A 13560-nucleotide genomic window follows, 5' to 3' on the forward strand; every position below is an offset into this window, starting at 1 on the left:
GCGGTGACTCCTGATTTTATTGTTGGGGATGTCAACATCGGTCAAGCACAAAACGACAACGCTTAGTGGGCACTGTTGGAGCGACGACGCAAGGTATCGATGGTCACGGCGAGGGCAATGACCACGCCGATAACGACCTGTTGAATGAAGGGCGAAACGCCAAGCAGGTTGAGGCCGTTGCGCAGCACGCCGATGATCAATACACCGACCAGCGTGCCACCGACGCTGCCGACACCGCCGCTGAGACTGGCACCGCCGATAACCACTGCGGCAATGGCGTCCAGTTCCAGCGTCAGCCCGGCGCTGGGTTGCGAGGAGTCGAGGCGGGCGGCCATCGTCACAGCGGCGATGCCGGCAAGCGCGCCGCTGATGGCGTACACCCATAAAGTGATGGCTCGCACCTTGATCCCTGAAAGCCTCGCTACTTCATGGCTGCCGCCAATGGCGTACAGGTTGCGCCCACCGGCCCGAAAACGCAGGAATACCCAGGCCACGCCCAGCATGACCAGAAACAGCCCGACTGTGGCCGACAGAAAGCCGAAATGGCGCACGGTGGCCAGGCTGGTGAACCACTCCGGGTAACCGACGATCTGCCGGCCTTCGGTAAGAATATTTGCCAGGCCTCGGGCGACCGACATCATCGTCAGCGTGGCGATAAAGGCGGGCAGTCTGGCGTAGGTAATCAGCAAGCCGGACACCAGCCCGGCGAGCATGCCGGTCGCTATGGCTATCGGGATCGCCAGGCCCAGCGCCAGGCCCTGATCCTGGTACAGCCAGCCCAGCATCATCATCGAAAACGCCAGCACCGAACCGACAGACAGGTCGATGCCGCCGATGACGATCACCGCCGTCATGCCGATGGCGAGAATGCCCAGCACTGTCACTTGGTCAAGGATGTTCAGACCGTTGCGCAGGGTGAAGAAGAATTCGGAGCTGAAGGAAAAGACCACCAGCAGCAGGGCCAGGCCAATCAACGGCCCACCGATGTTGTCAGGCAACAGCTTGAGCAACCGCGCCCGGCCTGACGGTTTTGCGGCAGCCTGATGAGCAGGGGCTTTGGCGTCCATGGGGGTCTCCGGATTTATTGTTGTTGGAGTTTGTTCTGGCTGCCTGAATATATATGCATGCCTGACTGTTAATTCAGATTCCATCTCCGGCTGAGCAAAGTCAAGCGGTTTAATTTTCTTCAATCCTTGCGAATACACCTCAAACGTCCCTGTGAGCCTCAAGACAGAGCCTCGCGCAGCTGATTCAAATGTCGTCGGCAAAAAATGTAATCAACGTTTTTTGATTTTTCAGGTGCGTGCCTGCTTGACCTGCTGAGCGATCAGAGTCTAAATATAAATATATTTTCAGCCGTGAATAAATATTCAAGTGTTTTTCAGAATAATGAATCACCGCGTGGCTAGCCCCGCAGGAGCCGCTCCATGAATGCCTTCCGCTACGATGCCCAGCAGATCAAAGAACAGGCACGCCTGATCAGGCGTAATGTCATCACCCTCAATGCCGGATCGCCTGCGGGAGGGCACACGGGGGCTGACCTTTCGGAAACCGACATTCTTGCAACCCTGTATTTCCGTATTCTCGATATCAGCCCCGAGCGCATCGAAGACCCGGCGCGCGATATCTACATCCAGAGCAAAGGCCATGGCGTCGGTGGTCTGTATTGCTGTCTGGCCCAGGCCGGTTATATCCCCGAAGCGTGGCTGCCCGAGTATCAGCATTTCAATTCGCGTCTGCCGGGCCACCCGGTGCGGCAGAAAACGCCGGGCATCGAGCTCAATACCGGTGCGTTGGGCCACGGTCTGCCGGTTGCGGTAGGCCTGGCGCTGGCGGCGAAAATGTCCGGGAGCACCAAACGAATCTACGTGCTGACCGGCGACGGCGAACTGGCGGAAGGCTCGAACTGGGAGGCGGCAATGGCAGCCGCCAAGTACGGCCTGGACAACCTGTTTGTGATCGTCGACAAGAACAAGCTGCAACTGGCGGGCCTCACGGCAGAGATCATGCCGCTGGACCCGCTGGATGAGAAATGGGCGGCGTTTGGCTTCACGGTCAGCGAATGCGATGGCAACGATGTCGGGCAACTGGTGACGGCGCTGGAGCAGATGCAACTGCGCAAAGGCGCGCCTCAGGTGCTGATCGCCCACACCATCAAAGGCAAGGGCGTGTCGTTCATCGAAGGGCGATCCGAATGGCACCACCGGGTGCCGAAAGGTGATGAAGTCAGCGCAGCACTGGAGGAGTTGAATCATGTCGAGTGAGCATTTTGCCAGCGTGATGGTGGACGCGTTTATCGCGGCCGTCGACGAAGGTCTGGACCTGGTGCCAGTGGTCAGCGACTCGACTTCCACCGCCAAGATCGCCCCCTTCATGCAGCGTTTTCCGGAGCGGGTAATCAATGTCGGCATCGCTGAGCAGTCGCTGGTCAGTGTGGCGGCGGGCCTGGCGCTGGGGGGCAAGATCGCTGCCACCTGCAACGCTGCGCCGTTCCTGATTTCCAGGGCCTGCGAGCAGGTCAAGGTTGATGTCTGCTACAACCAGGCCAATGTGAAAATGTTCGGGCTCAATGCGGGCACCAGCTATGGGCCGCTGGCGAGTACCCACCATTGCCTGGACGACATCTCGGTCATGCGCGGCTTTGGCAACGTACAGATTTTCGCGCCGTCCGACCCGCTGGAGTGCCGGCAGATCATTTATTACGCCCTGCGTTATCACGGCCCGGTGTACATCCGCCTCGATGGCAAGCCGCTGCGTGAACTGCATGACCCCAGCTACCGCTTCGTACCCGGAAAAGTCGATATTCTGCGCCGTGGTTCAGACCTGACCATCGTCGCACTGGGTTCGGTGGTGCATGAGGCGGTAGACGCTGCGGCGCGGCTGGCGGAGCAGGGGCTCGACGCGCAGGTCATCAACCTTTCTTCGATTCGTCCACTGCAACGTGATGCGCTGCTCAACGCCTTGAGCGGCAGTCGCGGGGTGATTACTGTCGAAGAACATAACATCAATGGCGGGCTCGGCAGCCTGGTGGCCGAATTGCTCGCCGAGAACGCGCTGGGCATCACCCTGATTCGCCTGGGCATTGGCGATGGTGATTACGCAGCAGCCGGTGCCCGTGAACCCACGCGTGCCTTGCACGGCATTGATGCGGACGGCATTGTCGCGGCCGCTGCACGTTTGCGTTAGGGGCATTTCTGCATGTCGAGTAACCAGACCATGAATGAAAACTCTCCGCTGATTCTGGCCATCGATGAAGGCACCAGCAATGCCAAGGCCGTGCTGGTCAACGAACAGGGGCAAGTCGTCGCACGTGGTTCACGGCCCTTGAGCATCAGCCACCCGCAGGCCGGTTATTCGGAGCAGGACCCATTGCTGATCTGGCAAGCCACGCTTGAGGCCATCGCAGATTGCATGACTGGTCTGCAGCGCCCGATCAGCGCGCTGGCCATCAGCAACCAGCGCGAGTCGGTGGTGGCGTGGGACCGGGCCAGCGGGGCACCCTTGTCGCCTTGCATCAGTTGGCAATGCCGTCGTTCGTTGCCGCTGTGCACCGAGCTGCATGCCCAAGGCCATGAAGCCATGATTCTGAGCAAAACCGGGCTGGCCCTCGACCCGATGTTTTCCGCTGGCAAAATGCGCTGGGTTCTCGATCACCTGGACAATGGTCACGCTCGCGCAGCAGCAGGGGAAATCTGCCTGGGGACCATCGACAGCTGGTTGCTCTGGAAGCTCAGCGCAGGGCAAGCTTTCGCGACCGATTGCTCCAACGCGGCACGTACCCAGCTGTTCAACCTGCATACCCGCTGCTGGGATCCGCAATTGCTCGAGCTGTTCTCAATCCCTGCTGCTGCACTGGCCACGATTCAGCCCAGTGCTGGCCTGTTTGCTCATACCGTGGCGGTCGGCGGGCTGGACGCGGGTATTCCGATTCTGTCGATGATCGGCGATTCGCATGCTGCACTCTACGGGCAGGGCGGTTTTGCCCCCGGACTGGTCAAGGCGACCCTGGGCACCGGCTCTTCGCTGATGACGCCAATGGCCGGGCCTATCGCCTCCAGCCATGGTCTGTCGACGACAATGGCCTGGCATGATGGCGTAGCGTCGACTTATGCAATGGAGGGCAACATCGTACACACCGGCGCAGCGGTGCAATGGGCCGCGCGACTGGTGGCCGGAGAATCCATAGATGCCCTGAGCGAACAGGCCACGCAATTGGCCGACAATGGCGGTGTTTACTTTGTACCGGCGCTGTCCGGACTGGGCGCGCCACACTGGCAGGCTGACGCCCGCGGGCTGATCTGCGGCTTGACCGAAGGGGCTTCCGGCGCCCACATCATGCGCGCTGCGCTGGAGTCCATCGGTTATCAGATTCGCGATGTATTCGATGCGATGCAGGCTGACATCGGCACGCCGCTCAAAGAGCTTTGGGTGGATGGTGGGGCAACCCGCAATCGCTGGCTCATGCAGTTTCTGGCAGATCTGTTGCAACGCCCGGTGATCCGCAGCCTGTCGCCGGAGGTATCGGCGCTGGGTGCCGCGCACCTGGCGGGCAAAGCCCTCGGCCTCTGGAATAACGCCGCCGACCTGCAAGCGCTGGAAAGACAGCGCGAACGCTTTGACCCCGTTCCCGGCAGGAATCTGCAGGGTTTGTATCTGGAATGGAAGGAAGCGCTGCGGCGGGTCGTATGTTGAGCGATTAGTATGACTTTTCCCAACTAACGGTGCACGTGCCTCACCGATAGTCTCGGCTCAACAAGGCGCAAAAGAGTCATTGCACCGCGCATGTCCAAACTTATATAGAAAATAATAACGTTTTTCCAACGTCAATATTTTAGCGAATTCGTGTGCGAAAAATTTACATGCTGGTCGTCATTTAAATTATTTTCTTCAGCCTTATCATTAGTTTGACTAAAACAGCATGCCATTTATGCAGTGTGTTTAAAGCCGGACCCTAAAGTTACGGAAAGCACGGGCGACAACACAGATGTCGAAACGACATCACTCGCGCAGAATAGTTCCACCACCTCTGTCGACTAGATAGCTCATCACCCTGCCACGGACAGGCACGGCTAAGGATTAACATCATGTTCAGCAAGCTCAGCATCTCGCAAAAGCTGTACTTCAGTTTCGTTGCTATAGTCGTTCTAATCGCCGTGCTGGTGTTCAGTTCCTACAGAGGCTTCGAGCAGGTTGAGGACGCTACTAACAGCAACGTCCATACCTATCAGGTACTCAGTGATGCACAACTGGCTCTTGAGCAACTAATCAATATCGAAACGGGTATGCGAGGCTTTGTTATCGCCTCGAAAGATGCCTTTCTGGAGCCGCTGTTAGCAGGTGAAAAGCGTTTCACCGAAGAGCTCGATTCGCTCAAGCGCCTGACCGCCGATAACCCGGAACAACAGCGTCGTCTGACCTCGCTGGGTGAAACTCAGAAGCGCTGGCTCGATGAAGATATCCATCCGATCATCGCCCTGCGCCGCGACCTGACCGCTCGCAACATGTCCGATGACGAGCTGGACAATCGCATTACCTCCGGTGCCGATAAGGCCAAGATGGACAGCATGCGTGCTTTATTGGCTGAAATCAGCGCCACCGAGAACAAGCTTCTGGTGGAAAGAACCCAGAATATGTTGGACGCCAAGCATTTCGCTATCATGATTCTGATGTGTGGCGGCCTTGCGGCAGCGCTGCTCTCGGCTATCCTGGCTACCGCATTGGGGCGCAGCACCACAGCACGCCTGCAACTGGCCATCGATGCTGCAACGGCAATTGCCAATGGCAAGCTGGACACTGTGATCGACACCAGCAGCCACGACGAACTGCCGAAAGCGTTCGATCGCATGCAAAACCGCCTGCGTGAGATGATTCAACAGATCAGCCAGGCGGCTAATCAGCTGGTACTCGCCGTGCAACAGATCTCCGGTGCCTCCGAGCAGCTTTCTGGTGCAATTCAGGAACAGTCGACGTCTGCGTCGATGATGGCGGCCACCATTGAAGAGCTGACCGTCAGCATCCACCACGTTTCCGAAAATGCCGATGAGGCGCATCAACTCGCCAGTCGTTCGGGTCAGCAGTCAAAGGATGGTGCGCAGGTCATCGAAAATACGCTGTCCAGCATGAACGGCATTGCCAAGACCGTGCAGCTGTCGTCAACACAGGTCGCAGGCCTGGGTCAGCACTCCGAGCACATTTCATCGATCATCAGCGTGATTCAAGGCATCGCCGACCAGACCAACCTGCTGGCGCTCAACGCGGCTATCGAAGCGGCTCGTGCCGGTGAGCAAGGTCGCGGCTTCGCCGTGGTTGCCGATGAAGTACGCCTGCTTGCACAGAACACTGGCAAGTCCACCAAGGAAATTGCCGGAATGATCGAGAAAATTCAGGCAGGCGTACGCGAAACGGTCGAGAGCATGCGCAGCGGTGTTCAGGAGGTGAATCAGGGTGTGGAGATGGCTGGCACGGCCGGTCAGGCCATCATCGAGATTCGCGACAGTTCGGGCAAGGTTCTGCAAGTGGTCGACCAGATATCCTTTGCACTGCGTGAGCAAACCGCAGCCAGCCAGGATGTGGCACGCAATGTCGAGCGTTCTGCGCAAATGGCCGAACAGAACAACATGTCGGTTCAGGAACTGCTCAAGACCAGCGGCGGGCTGAAAAACCTCGCCACCAGTCTGCAGACGGAAGTGGGGAAATTTCAGCTGTAAGGCAGCCTGACAAGCGAGTCGGTAAATAGATTCGCAGCAGCAAAGAAACGCCCGGTATCAGGCAATTGACTGATACCGGGCGTTTTCGCATTCATGCAATGAAGTGACAGCACAGGTGCTCAGGAATGACGCCTTGCTGCTTTACCGCTGCGCCAGAATACTCCCCAGCAACCCCGGAAACCGGCTCTCCAGCACCTGAGTGCGTAACGAATTCATGTGCGTGGTGCCGATGTTTCGCGTCTGCACGAGCCCGGCATCCCGTAAAACACGGAAGTGGTGGGACATGCTGGATTTCGGCCGGCCACCGTCCAGCTCACCGCAAGTGGCTTCGGCGACACCCGCAAGGTAGCGCACAATTTCCATGCGCACCGGGTCGCTCAAGGCGTAGAGCACGCGTTCGAGGGTGAGGTCTTCTGGATCAGGGTGTTGGAAGGTTCGCATGGTGCGGATGATATCAAGGCTTCCGTTGATTGCCATAGTTCGATTACCATCGAACAACTGAAATCAAAAGTCATCTGGCCTACTGGAGCTTTTCAATGTCTGCATTGTTCGAACCCTTCAAACTGAAAGACGTGACGCTGCGTAACCGAATCGCCATTCCTCCGATGTGCCAATACTCGGCAATCGACGGGGTAGTCAATGACTGGCACCACGTTCACCTTGCCAGTATGGCGCGTGGCGGTGCAGGTTTGCTGGTGGTTGAGGCCACCGCGGTTGCACCGGAAGGGCGCATCACCCCCGGTTGCAGCGGTATCTGGAACGATGAGCAGGCGCAGGCTTTCGTGCCGATTGTCAAAGCCATCAAGGACGCAGGTTGCGTGCCGGGCATCCAGATCGCCCACGCAGGACGCAAGGCCAGCGCCAATCGTCCATGGGAAGGCGACGACCACATTGTCGCTTCCGATTCGCGCGGTTGGGACACTATTGCGCCTTCCGCTATTGCGTTCGGTGCCAACCTGCCGAAAGTCCCGCGCGCCATGACCCTGGAAGATATCGCCCGCGTTCGTCAGAACTTCGTCGATGCCGCCCGTCGAGCTCGTGATGCGGGCTTTGAGTGGATCGAACTGCACTTTGCCCACGGTTATCTGGGGCAGAGCTTCTTCTCCGAGCACTCCAACCAGCGCACCGATGAATACGGCGGCAGCTTCGATAACCGCAGCCGTTTCCTGCTTGAAACGCTGGCAGCGGTGCGTGAAGTCTGGCCGGAAAACCTGCCATTGACAGCACGCTTTGGGGTACTTGAATACGACGGTCGTGACGAACAGACCCTCACCGAGTCCATCGAGCTGGCGCGTCGCTTCAAGGCTGGTGGTCTGGATCTGTTGAGTGTCAGCGTCGGTTTCAGCACGCCAGACGCCAACATTCCATGGGGGCCTGCGTTCATGGGGCCAATTGCCGAGCGTGTGCGCCGTGAAGCAGATATTCCGGTGACCAGCGCCTGGGGCTTTGGCGAGCCGAAACTCGCTGAAGAAGCGGTTAAATCCGGCCAGCTTGACCTGGTTTCGATAGGCCGTGCGCATCTGGCCGACCCGCACTGGGCGTACTTCGCAGCGAAAGAGCTGGGTGTCGAAAAATCAGCCTGGACTCTGCCTGCGCCTTACGCTCACTGGCTTGAACGTTATCGCTGAGCCAGTGTGACGACCGGGGCTGCATCGATCTGCATCAGCCCCGGTGCCACGATCAAACCCGCGCTGTTTCACTTGCGCCGCGCCCGCGGCGCAATGCCGGTCAGTTGCTGGCGAGCGCACGCCCAGGCCAGGTGCAGGGCGTTGCGTAGTGCCACGGCATCGGCGGTCATGATGCGTACTGAAACACCGCAATCGTTCGGCAGCGCGCTGACGCCCAGATAGCTCTCTGGGACGATGCGCAATGTATCGCGCAAGGCCCGTTTCAAATCCTCCACAGGCAAACCCTGACCCACCAGCATGAACGTCGCCAAGGCTTGCAATTGACCGCTGACGCCCGGCAAACGACGTTGCAGGTCTGCGCCAGTCATTGCCAGCCGATCACCGGCCAGCAGTTTTCCGGCCGGGCAGTGAATCTGCAGATCGGCGTGGTAAAAGCCGGGTAAGCCCTCGCTGCCTTGGGGCGTATGCAGGCAGAAAGCGTCGCACAACATGACCCGCGCATCGGGGTGCAAGGTGACATTTACCAGGCTGTGCAGCTGCGTCTGCGGAAACAGAATGGTGGCCATCGGCAGGTACTCCAGCAGCGCGCCAGGTTCGGCGACCAGCGTGACGGTCTGCCGCGCGGACCGTTCCAGCATGCTGTGAGCAACCGTCGCAGCGCCCGTGCTGACGTGCACCTGCGTGTGCGGCCCGGCGTGCAGTTGCAGGTGCAGTGCTTCCCCGGCAAACAGGCCGCCCGAGCAGGACTGCAGATAAATCGCCGCCATGCCGGGCGGGTCCTGTGGCAGTTTCAGCGTGCGGCCCAGGTGGAAGGGGTAGCCGACTTCCTGACGGGATACATAACTGGCCCCCGAAGGCGCTTTGCTGAAGGCAATATGCGCCGTGGTTTTGGCCTGGACGGGCAGTAACGTTTGATGGGCGTTCATGGGCGGTCGAACAATACGGCGCGGCTTATCGCGTCAACCACTGCGTCGACACCTTCACCGGTGCCGCAGTTGGTAAACAGGACGGGCCGGCCATTTCGCGCGTCCGCCGATTCGCGCCGCATGCGTGGCAGATCAACGCCCACATAAGGCGCCAGGTCATATTTGTTGACCACCAGCAGGTCACAGCTCAATACGCCGGGGCCACGTTTGCGCGGTATGTCGTCACCGCCCGCGACGTCGATGACGAAGATCCAGAAGTCCACCAGATCCAGCGAAAAGGTCGAGGCCAGGTTGTCGCCGCCTGACTCGATCAGCACCAGGTCGAGATTGCCGAAACGTGCTTCCAGCTCGTCAGCCATTTGCAGGTTGAGGGTTGGGTCTTCGCGAATGGCGGTGTGCGGACAGGCACCGGTTTCCACTGCGCGCACCCGTTGCGGGTCGATAAGGCCACTGCGCTGCACGCGCTCGGCATCCTCGCGAGTGGCCAGGTCATTGGTGATGATCGCAAGCTCGATGCCACGCGCGATAAAACGTGGAATCAGTTGTTCCAGCAAACGGGTTTTTCCCGAGCCTACCGGGCCGCCGATTCCGACTCGGGCAGCGCCGGGGTGAGGCTGGACATCGGTGTGCGTGGCGGGTGCATTCAAGGGCAGGCTCATCGTCGGGTTTCCTGTGTGGTGGAGGTTCAGCGCAGCATGTAGCGCTGCGCGAGGGGCACTTCGCTGACCGGTTCGCAGTAAAGACGCTCGCCGTCGGCATACACGTCGAAGGTCTGTGGGTCGACGTGGATGTCCGGGCAGGCATCGTTGTGCAACATGTCGGACTTGCGCAGGGTGCGCGTGCCGAACGCGGGCAGCAGTTGCTTCTTGAGCCCCAGCCGTGTAGCGGTGTCGGCCTCGACGGCGAGGCGGTTGACGAAATTGACCGACAGCGCCTGCTTCGCCTCGCCAAACGCCCCCCATTGCGGGCGCATCACCAATGGCTCGCAGGTGTACAGCGAAGCGGCGGAATCGCCCATCACGCCATGCACAATAAAACCGCCCTTGACCACCAGTTCCGGCTTGATGCCAAAGAACGCCGGTCGCCACAGCACCAGATCGGCCAGTTTGCCGGGCTCCAGCGAGCCGATGTAGCTATCGATGCCGAACACCCGCGCAGCGTTGATGGTGTATTTGGCGATGTAGCGCTTGATCCGCTCGTTGTCGCCCAGTGCCGTGGTTTCTTCCGGCAGGCGGCCGCGTTGGTCTTTCATTTTCGATGCCAGTTGCCAGGTGCGGCAGATCACCTCGTTGATGCGCCCCATGCCCTGGCTGTCAGAGCCGAGAATCGAAATGGCGCCAGTGTCGTGAAGAATGTCTTCAGCGGCGATGGTTTGTGGCCGTACCCGCGATTCGGCGAACGCCACGTCTTCCGGTACGTCTGGATTGAGGTGGTGGCAGACCATGATCATGTCCAGGTGCTCGTCGAACGTGTTCACCGTGTAAGGGTTGGTCGGGTTGGTGGAGGAGGGGATGCAGTTGCTTTTACCCGCCACACTGATGATGTCCGGGGCGTGTCCGCCACCTGCGCCTTCTGTGTGGTACATGTGGATGGTGCGGTCGCCGATGGCCGCCAGTGTGTCTTCAAGAAACCCGGATTCATTCAGCGTGTCAGTGTGCAACTGGACCTGAAAGTCGTATTCGTCGGCCACCTTCAGGCAGGTGTCGATCACCGCAGGCATGGCACCCCAGTCTTCATGGATCTTCAACCCCAGACAGCCACCGCGCAGTTGCCCGAGCAGCGATTCGGGCTTGCTTGAATTACCGCGCCCCAGAAAGCCGAAGTTGATCGGCCATGCTTCGGCGGCCTGTAACATCTTGCCGACATTCCATTCCCCGCCACAGTCGATGCCGACCGTGATCGGTCCCAGTGAACCGCCGATCAGGGTTGTCAGGCCCGCCGCCAGCGCGTGCTCGCACAGTTGCGCGGAGTCGAAATGCACATGCACGTCGATGCCACCGGGGGTGACGATCAGTCCCTCGGCATCGCGCACCGTGGTGGCGACGCCGCAGATCAGTTGTGGGTGTACGCCGTCCATGATCTGCGGATTGCCTGCCTTGCCAATCGCGACGATCTTGCCATCCTTGATGCCGATGTCGCCTTTGACGATACCGATCACCGGGTCGATGATCAGCGCGTTGCAGATCAGCATGTCCAGGGCACCGTCGGCGCTGTCATGACCGGGCATCAGGCCCATGCCGTCGCGCAGGGTCTTGCCGCCGCCGTGCAGGCACTCGTCGCCGGGCACCGAGTAGTCGAATTCGACTTCGGCCAGCAACGAGGTGTCGCCCAGGCGCACTGCATCGCCCTTGGTGGGGCCGTACATGGCCGCGTATTCCTTGCGGGTCATCGTCGCCATGCTTCAGGCTCCTTTGAAATGTTGGGCGCGGGCACGCTCCAGCGCTGTCTGTTTGCAGGCCGGGTCGTGCAGGTTGCCATTGGTCAGGCCGCTGAAACCGTGAATGTCACCAGTGCCGCCGAACTGCACCAGTTGCACCTCGCGCAGCTCGCCCGGTTCGAAACGCACCGCCGTGCCCGCGGGAATGTCCAGGTGCATGCCGAAGGCCGTTTCGCGCGGAAAATCCAGCGCCTTGTTGACTTCGAAAAAATGGTAGTGGCTGCCGATCTGTACCGGCCTGTCACCCGTATTGATCGCACGCAGGGTCGCGGTCGGTCGGCCGCTATTGAGCTGGATATCGCTGTCCGGCGAGAGTATCTCGCCAGGTGTCGGCATGACGGTAAGCGGCAGTTTGCCCGGCCTGATGGGCTGGTGCACGGTGACCAGTTTGGTGCCGTCCGGGAAGGTGCCTTCCACTTGCAGCACGGGCAGCAGGTCGGCGACGCCTGGCATCACATCATCGGTATTGAGAATGGTCGAGCCGAACCCGATCAGCTCGGCAACACTTCGGCCTTCGCGTGCGCCTTCAAGAATCTCGTCGGCAATCAGGGCCGAGGCTTCCGGGAAATTCAGGCGCAGGCCCTTGCTGCGGCGTTTGCGTGACAGTTCGGCGGCGGTATATAGCGTCAGTCGTTCAAGCTCGGTGGGGGTCAGCAGCATGACAGGGCTCCCGGTAGGGTGGCTGGCTCAATTGGCAAACAGGCGCAGGTCCTGGGTCTCGTGGCGCATCACAGCGATTTCGGCCATGGGCGTGAAACCACAGGCGTCGTCCGGGGTGGGTGGCTCCATTGCGAGAAGTTCGGTGATCAGCGGCTGGATATTGGTCAGGACCCGTTGCCCATCGATATGGCCAATGACCCCCAGGCGCACGGCGGCGCTGACCAGCCCGGTACACAAACCGTGCGCCGCCGCCAGCTGGCAGTGATCGCGCTGCATGCCCAGACGGTTCCAGAGCAAGCCCTGCACAACTGGCAAATGCCCCGGCGCGTTACCCGCCAGAACCTGCTGTTGATAAGCCGCCGCATCCTGCATGCCCAACGCGACGTGCACGGCCAGCAATGCCTGGCCTACACGCCGTGAGCCCTGACGCAGTTCCTCGGCGAGGGTCAAGGCTTCGATCTGCGCGTCCATGGCCATCAACGCAGGCTGGTCATCGGCCGTGCGCCATGCAGCAAGTAGAAATACCCGGTCAAAACTGTTCCAGCGGTGGCGCAACTGGCCTTCGACAAAGCCGTGCACCTCGGCACTGCGGTTGAGGCGAACGGTTCGCTGTCGGCGGCGTGGCACGACGACTTCGCCATTGCCGAGATACCCGTCAGCCAGCAGGGTTTCCAGGCCCCACGACCATGCCACCGCGCCACCGGGAAAGAAGCTGTCGGCCTGTTGCAGGGCAAGCAGCAGACTGCTCATGGCGTTCATGCGCATCGCACCCGGCCGTCCGCAAGCATGGGGGCCAGACGTTCAAGGTAATCGGCTTGCGGGCCATTGAGCGGTATTTGCAGGATGTCACCGGCAAAGCGCACTGCCCAATGCATATTGCCGGCGAAATAACCCAGCTCCAGCGCCGCTGCTGCGTCCCTTGGCAACAGGTCGAGGTATTCCTGATCCTGCATCTGCACGACGATGGCGCGTTGACTGTCGAGCATCAGCACCGAGCCGTTGCGCAGCTGCTGGTGACGCTCAAGGCGAATGGCGCAGTCGGTGCCCCGATCACTGGCCAGGCGCAGGCGATGGCGCTGAATGTCACTGCCGGACAGGCTCAGGGTTTCGACCTGTCCGGCGTGGCTCAGGTCATGCAGGCGGTCGGCGAGGGCAGGGTCGCTGGCCTGGCCCAGAATGCGGTCGAGTATCAGCATGGCGAT

13 protein-coding genes are annotated in these 13560 nt (G+C 60.1%); 5 read left to right on the forward strand and 8 right to left on the reverse strand.

Features of this window, described 5'->3' with window-relative positions; all coding sequences use genetic code 11:
- Nucleotides 1-62: 62 nt before the first annotated feature.
- Complete coding sequence (locus RYA97_RS25810; protein ID WP_057405121.1) at nucleotides 63-1067, reverse strand: ABC transporter permease; 1005 nt, start codon at nucleotides 1065-1067, stop codon at nucleotides 63-65.
- Nucleotides 1068-1427: 360 nt separating this feature from the next.
- Here RYA97_RS25810 and RYA97_RS25815 point away from each other — a divergent pair, with 360 nt between their 5' ends.
- The 4 genes from RYA97_RS25815 (at nucleotide 1428) to RYA97_RS25830 (ending at nucleotide 6707) form a co-directional block, all read left to right on the forward strand.
- Complete coding sequence (locus RYA97_RS25815) at nucleotides 1428-2264, forward strand: transketolase (protein ID WP_005753658.1); 837 nt, start codon at nucleotides 1428-1430, stop codon at nucleotides 2262-2264.
- On the forward strand, nucleotides 2254-3186 hold the full coding sequence (locus RYA97_RS25820; RefSeq protein ID WP_010200501.1) for a transketolase family protein: 933 nt from the start codon (nucleotides 2254-2256) through the stop codon (nucleotides 3184-3186). The genes RYA97_RS25815 and RYA97_RS25820 overlap by 11 nt, the downstream gene beginning before the upstream one ends.
- Before the next feature lie 30 nt (nucleotides 3187-3216).
- The gene (locus tag RYA97_RS25825; RefSeq protein ID WP_005779769.1) at nucleotides 3217-4692 is read left to right on the forward strand and encodes an FGGY family carbohydrate kinase; all 1476 of its coding nucleotides are present in this window, start codon (nucleotides 3217-3219) and stop codon (nucleotides 4690-4692) included.
- A gap of 392 nt (nucleotides 4693-5084) precedes the next feature.
- Nucleotides 5085-6707 (forward strand): methyl-accepting chemotaxis protein, encoded by a 1623-nt coding sequence (locus tag RYA97_RS25830; protein WP_016981332.1) that lies wholly within the window; start codon nucleotides 5085-5087, stop codon nucleotides 6705-6707.
- 141 nt (nucleotides 6708-6848) lie between these two features.
- Here the strand turns inward: RYA97_RS25830 and RYA97_RS25835 are convergent, their stop codons facing one another.
- Entirely contained in the window at nucleotides 6849-7184 is a 336-nt protein-coding gene (locus RYA97_RS25835) for an ArsR/SmtB family transcription factor (protein WP_005779766.1), read from the reverse strand.
- A 59-nt stretch (nucleotides 7185-7243) separates the two neighbouring features.
- Here RYA97_RS25835 and RYA97_RS25840 point away from each other — a divergent pair, with 59 nt between their 5' ends.
- Entirely contained in the window at nucleotides 7244-8335 is a 1092-nt protein-coding gene (locus RYA97_RS25840) for an NADH:flavin oxidoreductase/NADH oxidase (protein ID WP_316893339.1), read from the forward strand.
- Nucleotides 8336-8403: 68 nt separating this feature from the next.
- Here RYA97_RS25840 and RYA97_RS25845 read toward each other — a convergent pair whose 3' ends face one another.
- Genes RYA97_RS25845 through ureE form a run of 6 tightly spaced genes read right to left on the reverse strand, consistent with a single transcriptional unit; the run spans nucleotide 8404 to nucleotide 13554 of the window.
- A complete protein-coding gene (locus tag RYA97_RS25845) occupies nucleotides 8404-9261 on the reverse strand; it encodes an urease accessory protein UreD (protein WP_005779765.1) in 858 nt (285 codons plus the stop codon).
- Complete coding sequence (ureG, locus tag RYA97_RS25850; RefSeq protein WP_005746871.1) at nucleotides 9258-9920, reverse strand: urease accessory protein UreG; 663 nt, start codon at nucleotides 9918-9920, stop codon at nucleotides 9258-9260. Before ureG ends, RYA97_RS25845 begins: the two co-directional genes overlap by 4 nt.
- Nucleotides 9921-9946: 26 nt before the next feature.
- Entirely contained in the window at nucleotides 9947-11659 is a 1713-nt protein-coding gene (gene ureC / locus RYA97_RS25855) for an urease subunit alpha (protein WP_016981333.1), read from the reverse strand.
- A gap of 3 nt (nucleotides 11660-11662) precedes the next feature.
- A complete protein-coding gene (locus RYA97_RS25860) occupies nucleotides 11663-12358 on the reverse strand; it encodes an urease subunit beta (protein ID WP_005779763.1) in 696 nt (231 codons plus the stop codon).
- 27 nt (nucleotides 12359-12385) lie between these two features.
- Complete coding sequence (locus RYA97_RS25865) at nucleotides 12386-13117, reverse strand: urease accessory protein UreF (protein WP_005779762.1); 732 nt, start codon at nucleotides 13115-13117, stop codon at nucleotides 12386-12388.
- Nucleotides 13114-13554, reverse strand: a complete 441-nt coding sequence (ureE, locus tag RYA97_RS25870; RefSeq protein ID WP_005746865.1) for an urease accessory protein UreE — start codon at nucleotides 13552-13554, stop codon at nucleotides 13114-13116. The genes RYA97_RS25865 and ureE overlap by 4 nt, the downstream gene beginning before the upstream one ends.
- Between the last annotated feature and the right edge of the window lie 6 nt (nucleotides 13555-13560).

Origin of the sequence: Pseudomonas syringae group sp. 26L6, assembly GCF_032587815.1 — a bacterium.
In the GTDB taxonomy this organism is placed as follows: Bacteria; Pseudomonadota; Gammaproteobacteria; order Pseudomonadales; family Pseudomonadaceae; genus Aquipseudomonas; species Aquipseudomonas amygdali.

Coding starts and splice junctions, on each gene's coding strand:
- RYA97_RS25835 (WP_005779766.1), bottom strand. CDS start 7,184: ATGGCAATCAACGGAAGCCTTGATATCATCCGCACCATGCGAACCTTC.
- RYA97_RS25810 (WP_057405121.1), bottom strand. CDS start 1,067: ATGGACGCCAAAGCCCCTGCTCATCAGGCTGCCGCAAAACCGTCAGGC.
- ureE (WP_005746865.1), bottom strand. CDS start 13,554: ATGCTGATACTCGACCGCATTCTGGGCCAGGCCAGCGACCCTGCCCTC.
- RYA97_RS25860 (WP_005779763.1), bottom strand. CDS start 12,358: ATGCTGCTGACCCCCACCGAGCTTGAACGACTGACGCTATATACCGCC.
- RYA97_RS25845 (WP_005779765.1), bottom strand. CDS start 9,261: ATGAACGCCCATCAAACGTTACTGCCCGTCCAGGCCAAAACCACGGCG.
- RYA97_RS25865 (WP_005779762.1), bottom strand. CDS start 13,117: ATGAACGCCATGAGCAGTCTGCTGCTTGCCCTGCAACAGGCCGACAGC.
- ureC (WP_016981333.1), bottom strand. CDS start 11,659: ATGGCGACGATGACCCGCAAGGAATACGCGGCCATGTACGGCCCCACC.
- RYA97_RS25825 (WP_005779769.1), top strand. CDS start 3,217: ATGAATGAAAACTCTCCGCTGATTCTGGCCATCGATGAAGGCACCAGC.
- RYA97_RS25830 (WP_016981332.1), top strand. CDS start 5,085: ATGTTCAGCAAGCTCAGCATCTCGCAAAAGCTGTACTTCAGTTTCGTT.
- RYA97_RS25820 (WP_010200501.1), top strand. CDS start 2,254: ATGTCGAGTGAGCATTTTGCCAGCGTGATGGTGGACGCGTTTATCGCG.
- RYA97_RS25840 (WP_316893339.1), top strand. CDS start 7,244: ATGTCTGCATTGTTCGAACCCTTCAAACTGAAAGACGTGACGCTGCGT.
- ureG (WP_005746871.1), bottom strand. CDS start 9,920: ATGAGCCTGCCCTTGAATGCACCCGCCACGCACACCGATGTCCAGCCT.
- RYA97_RS25815 (WP_005753658.1), top strand. CDS start 1,428: ATGAATGCCTTCCGCTACGATGCCCAGCAGATCAAAGAACAGGCACGC.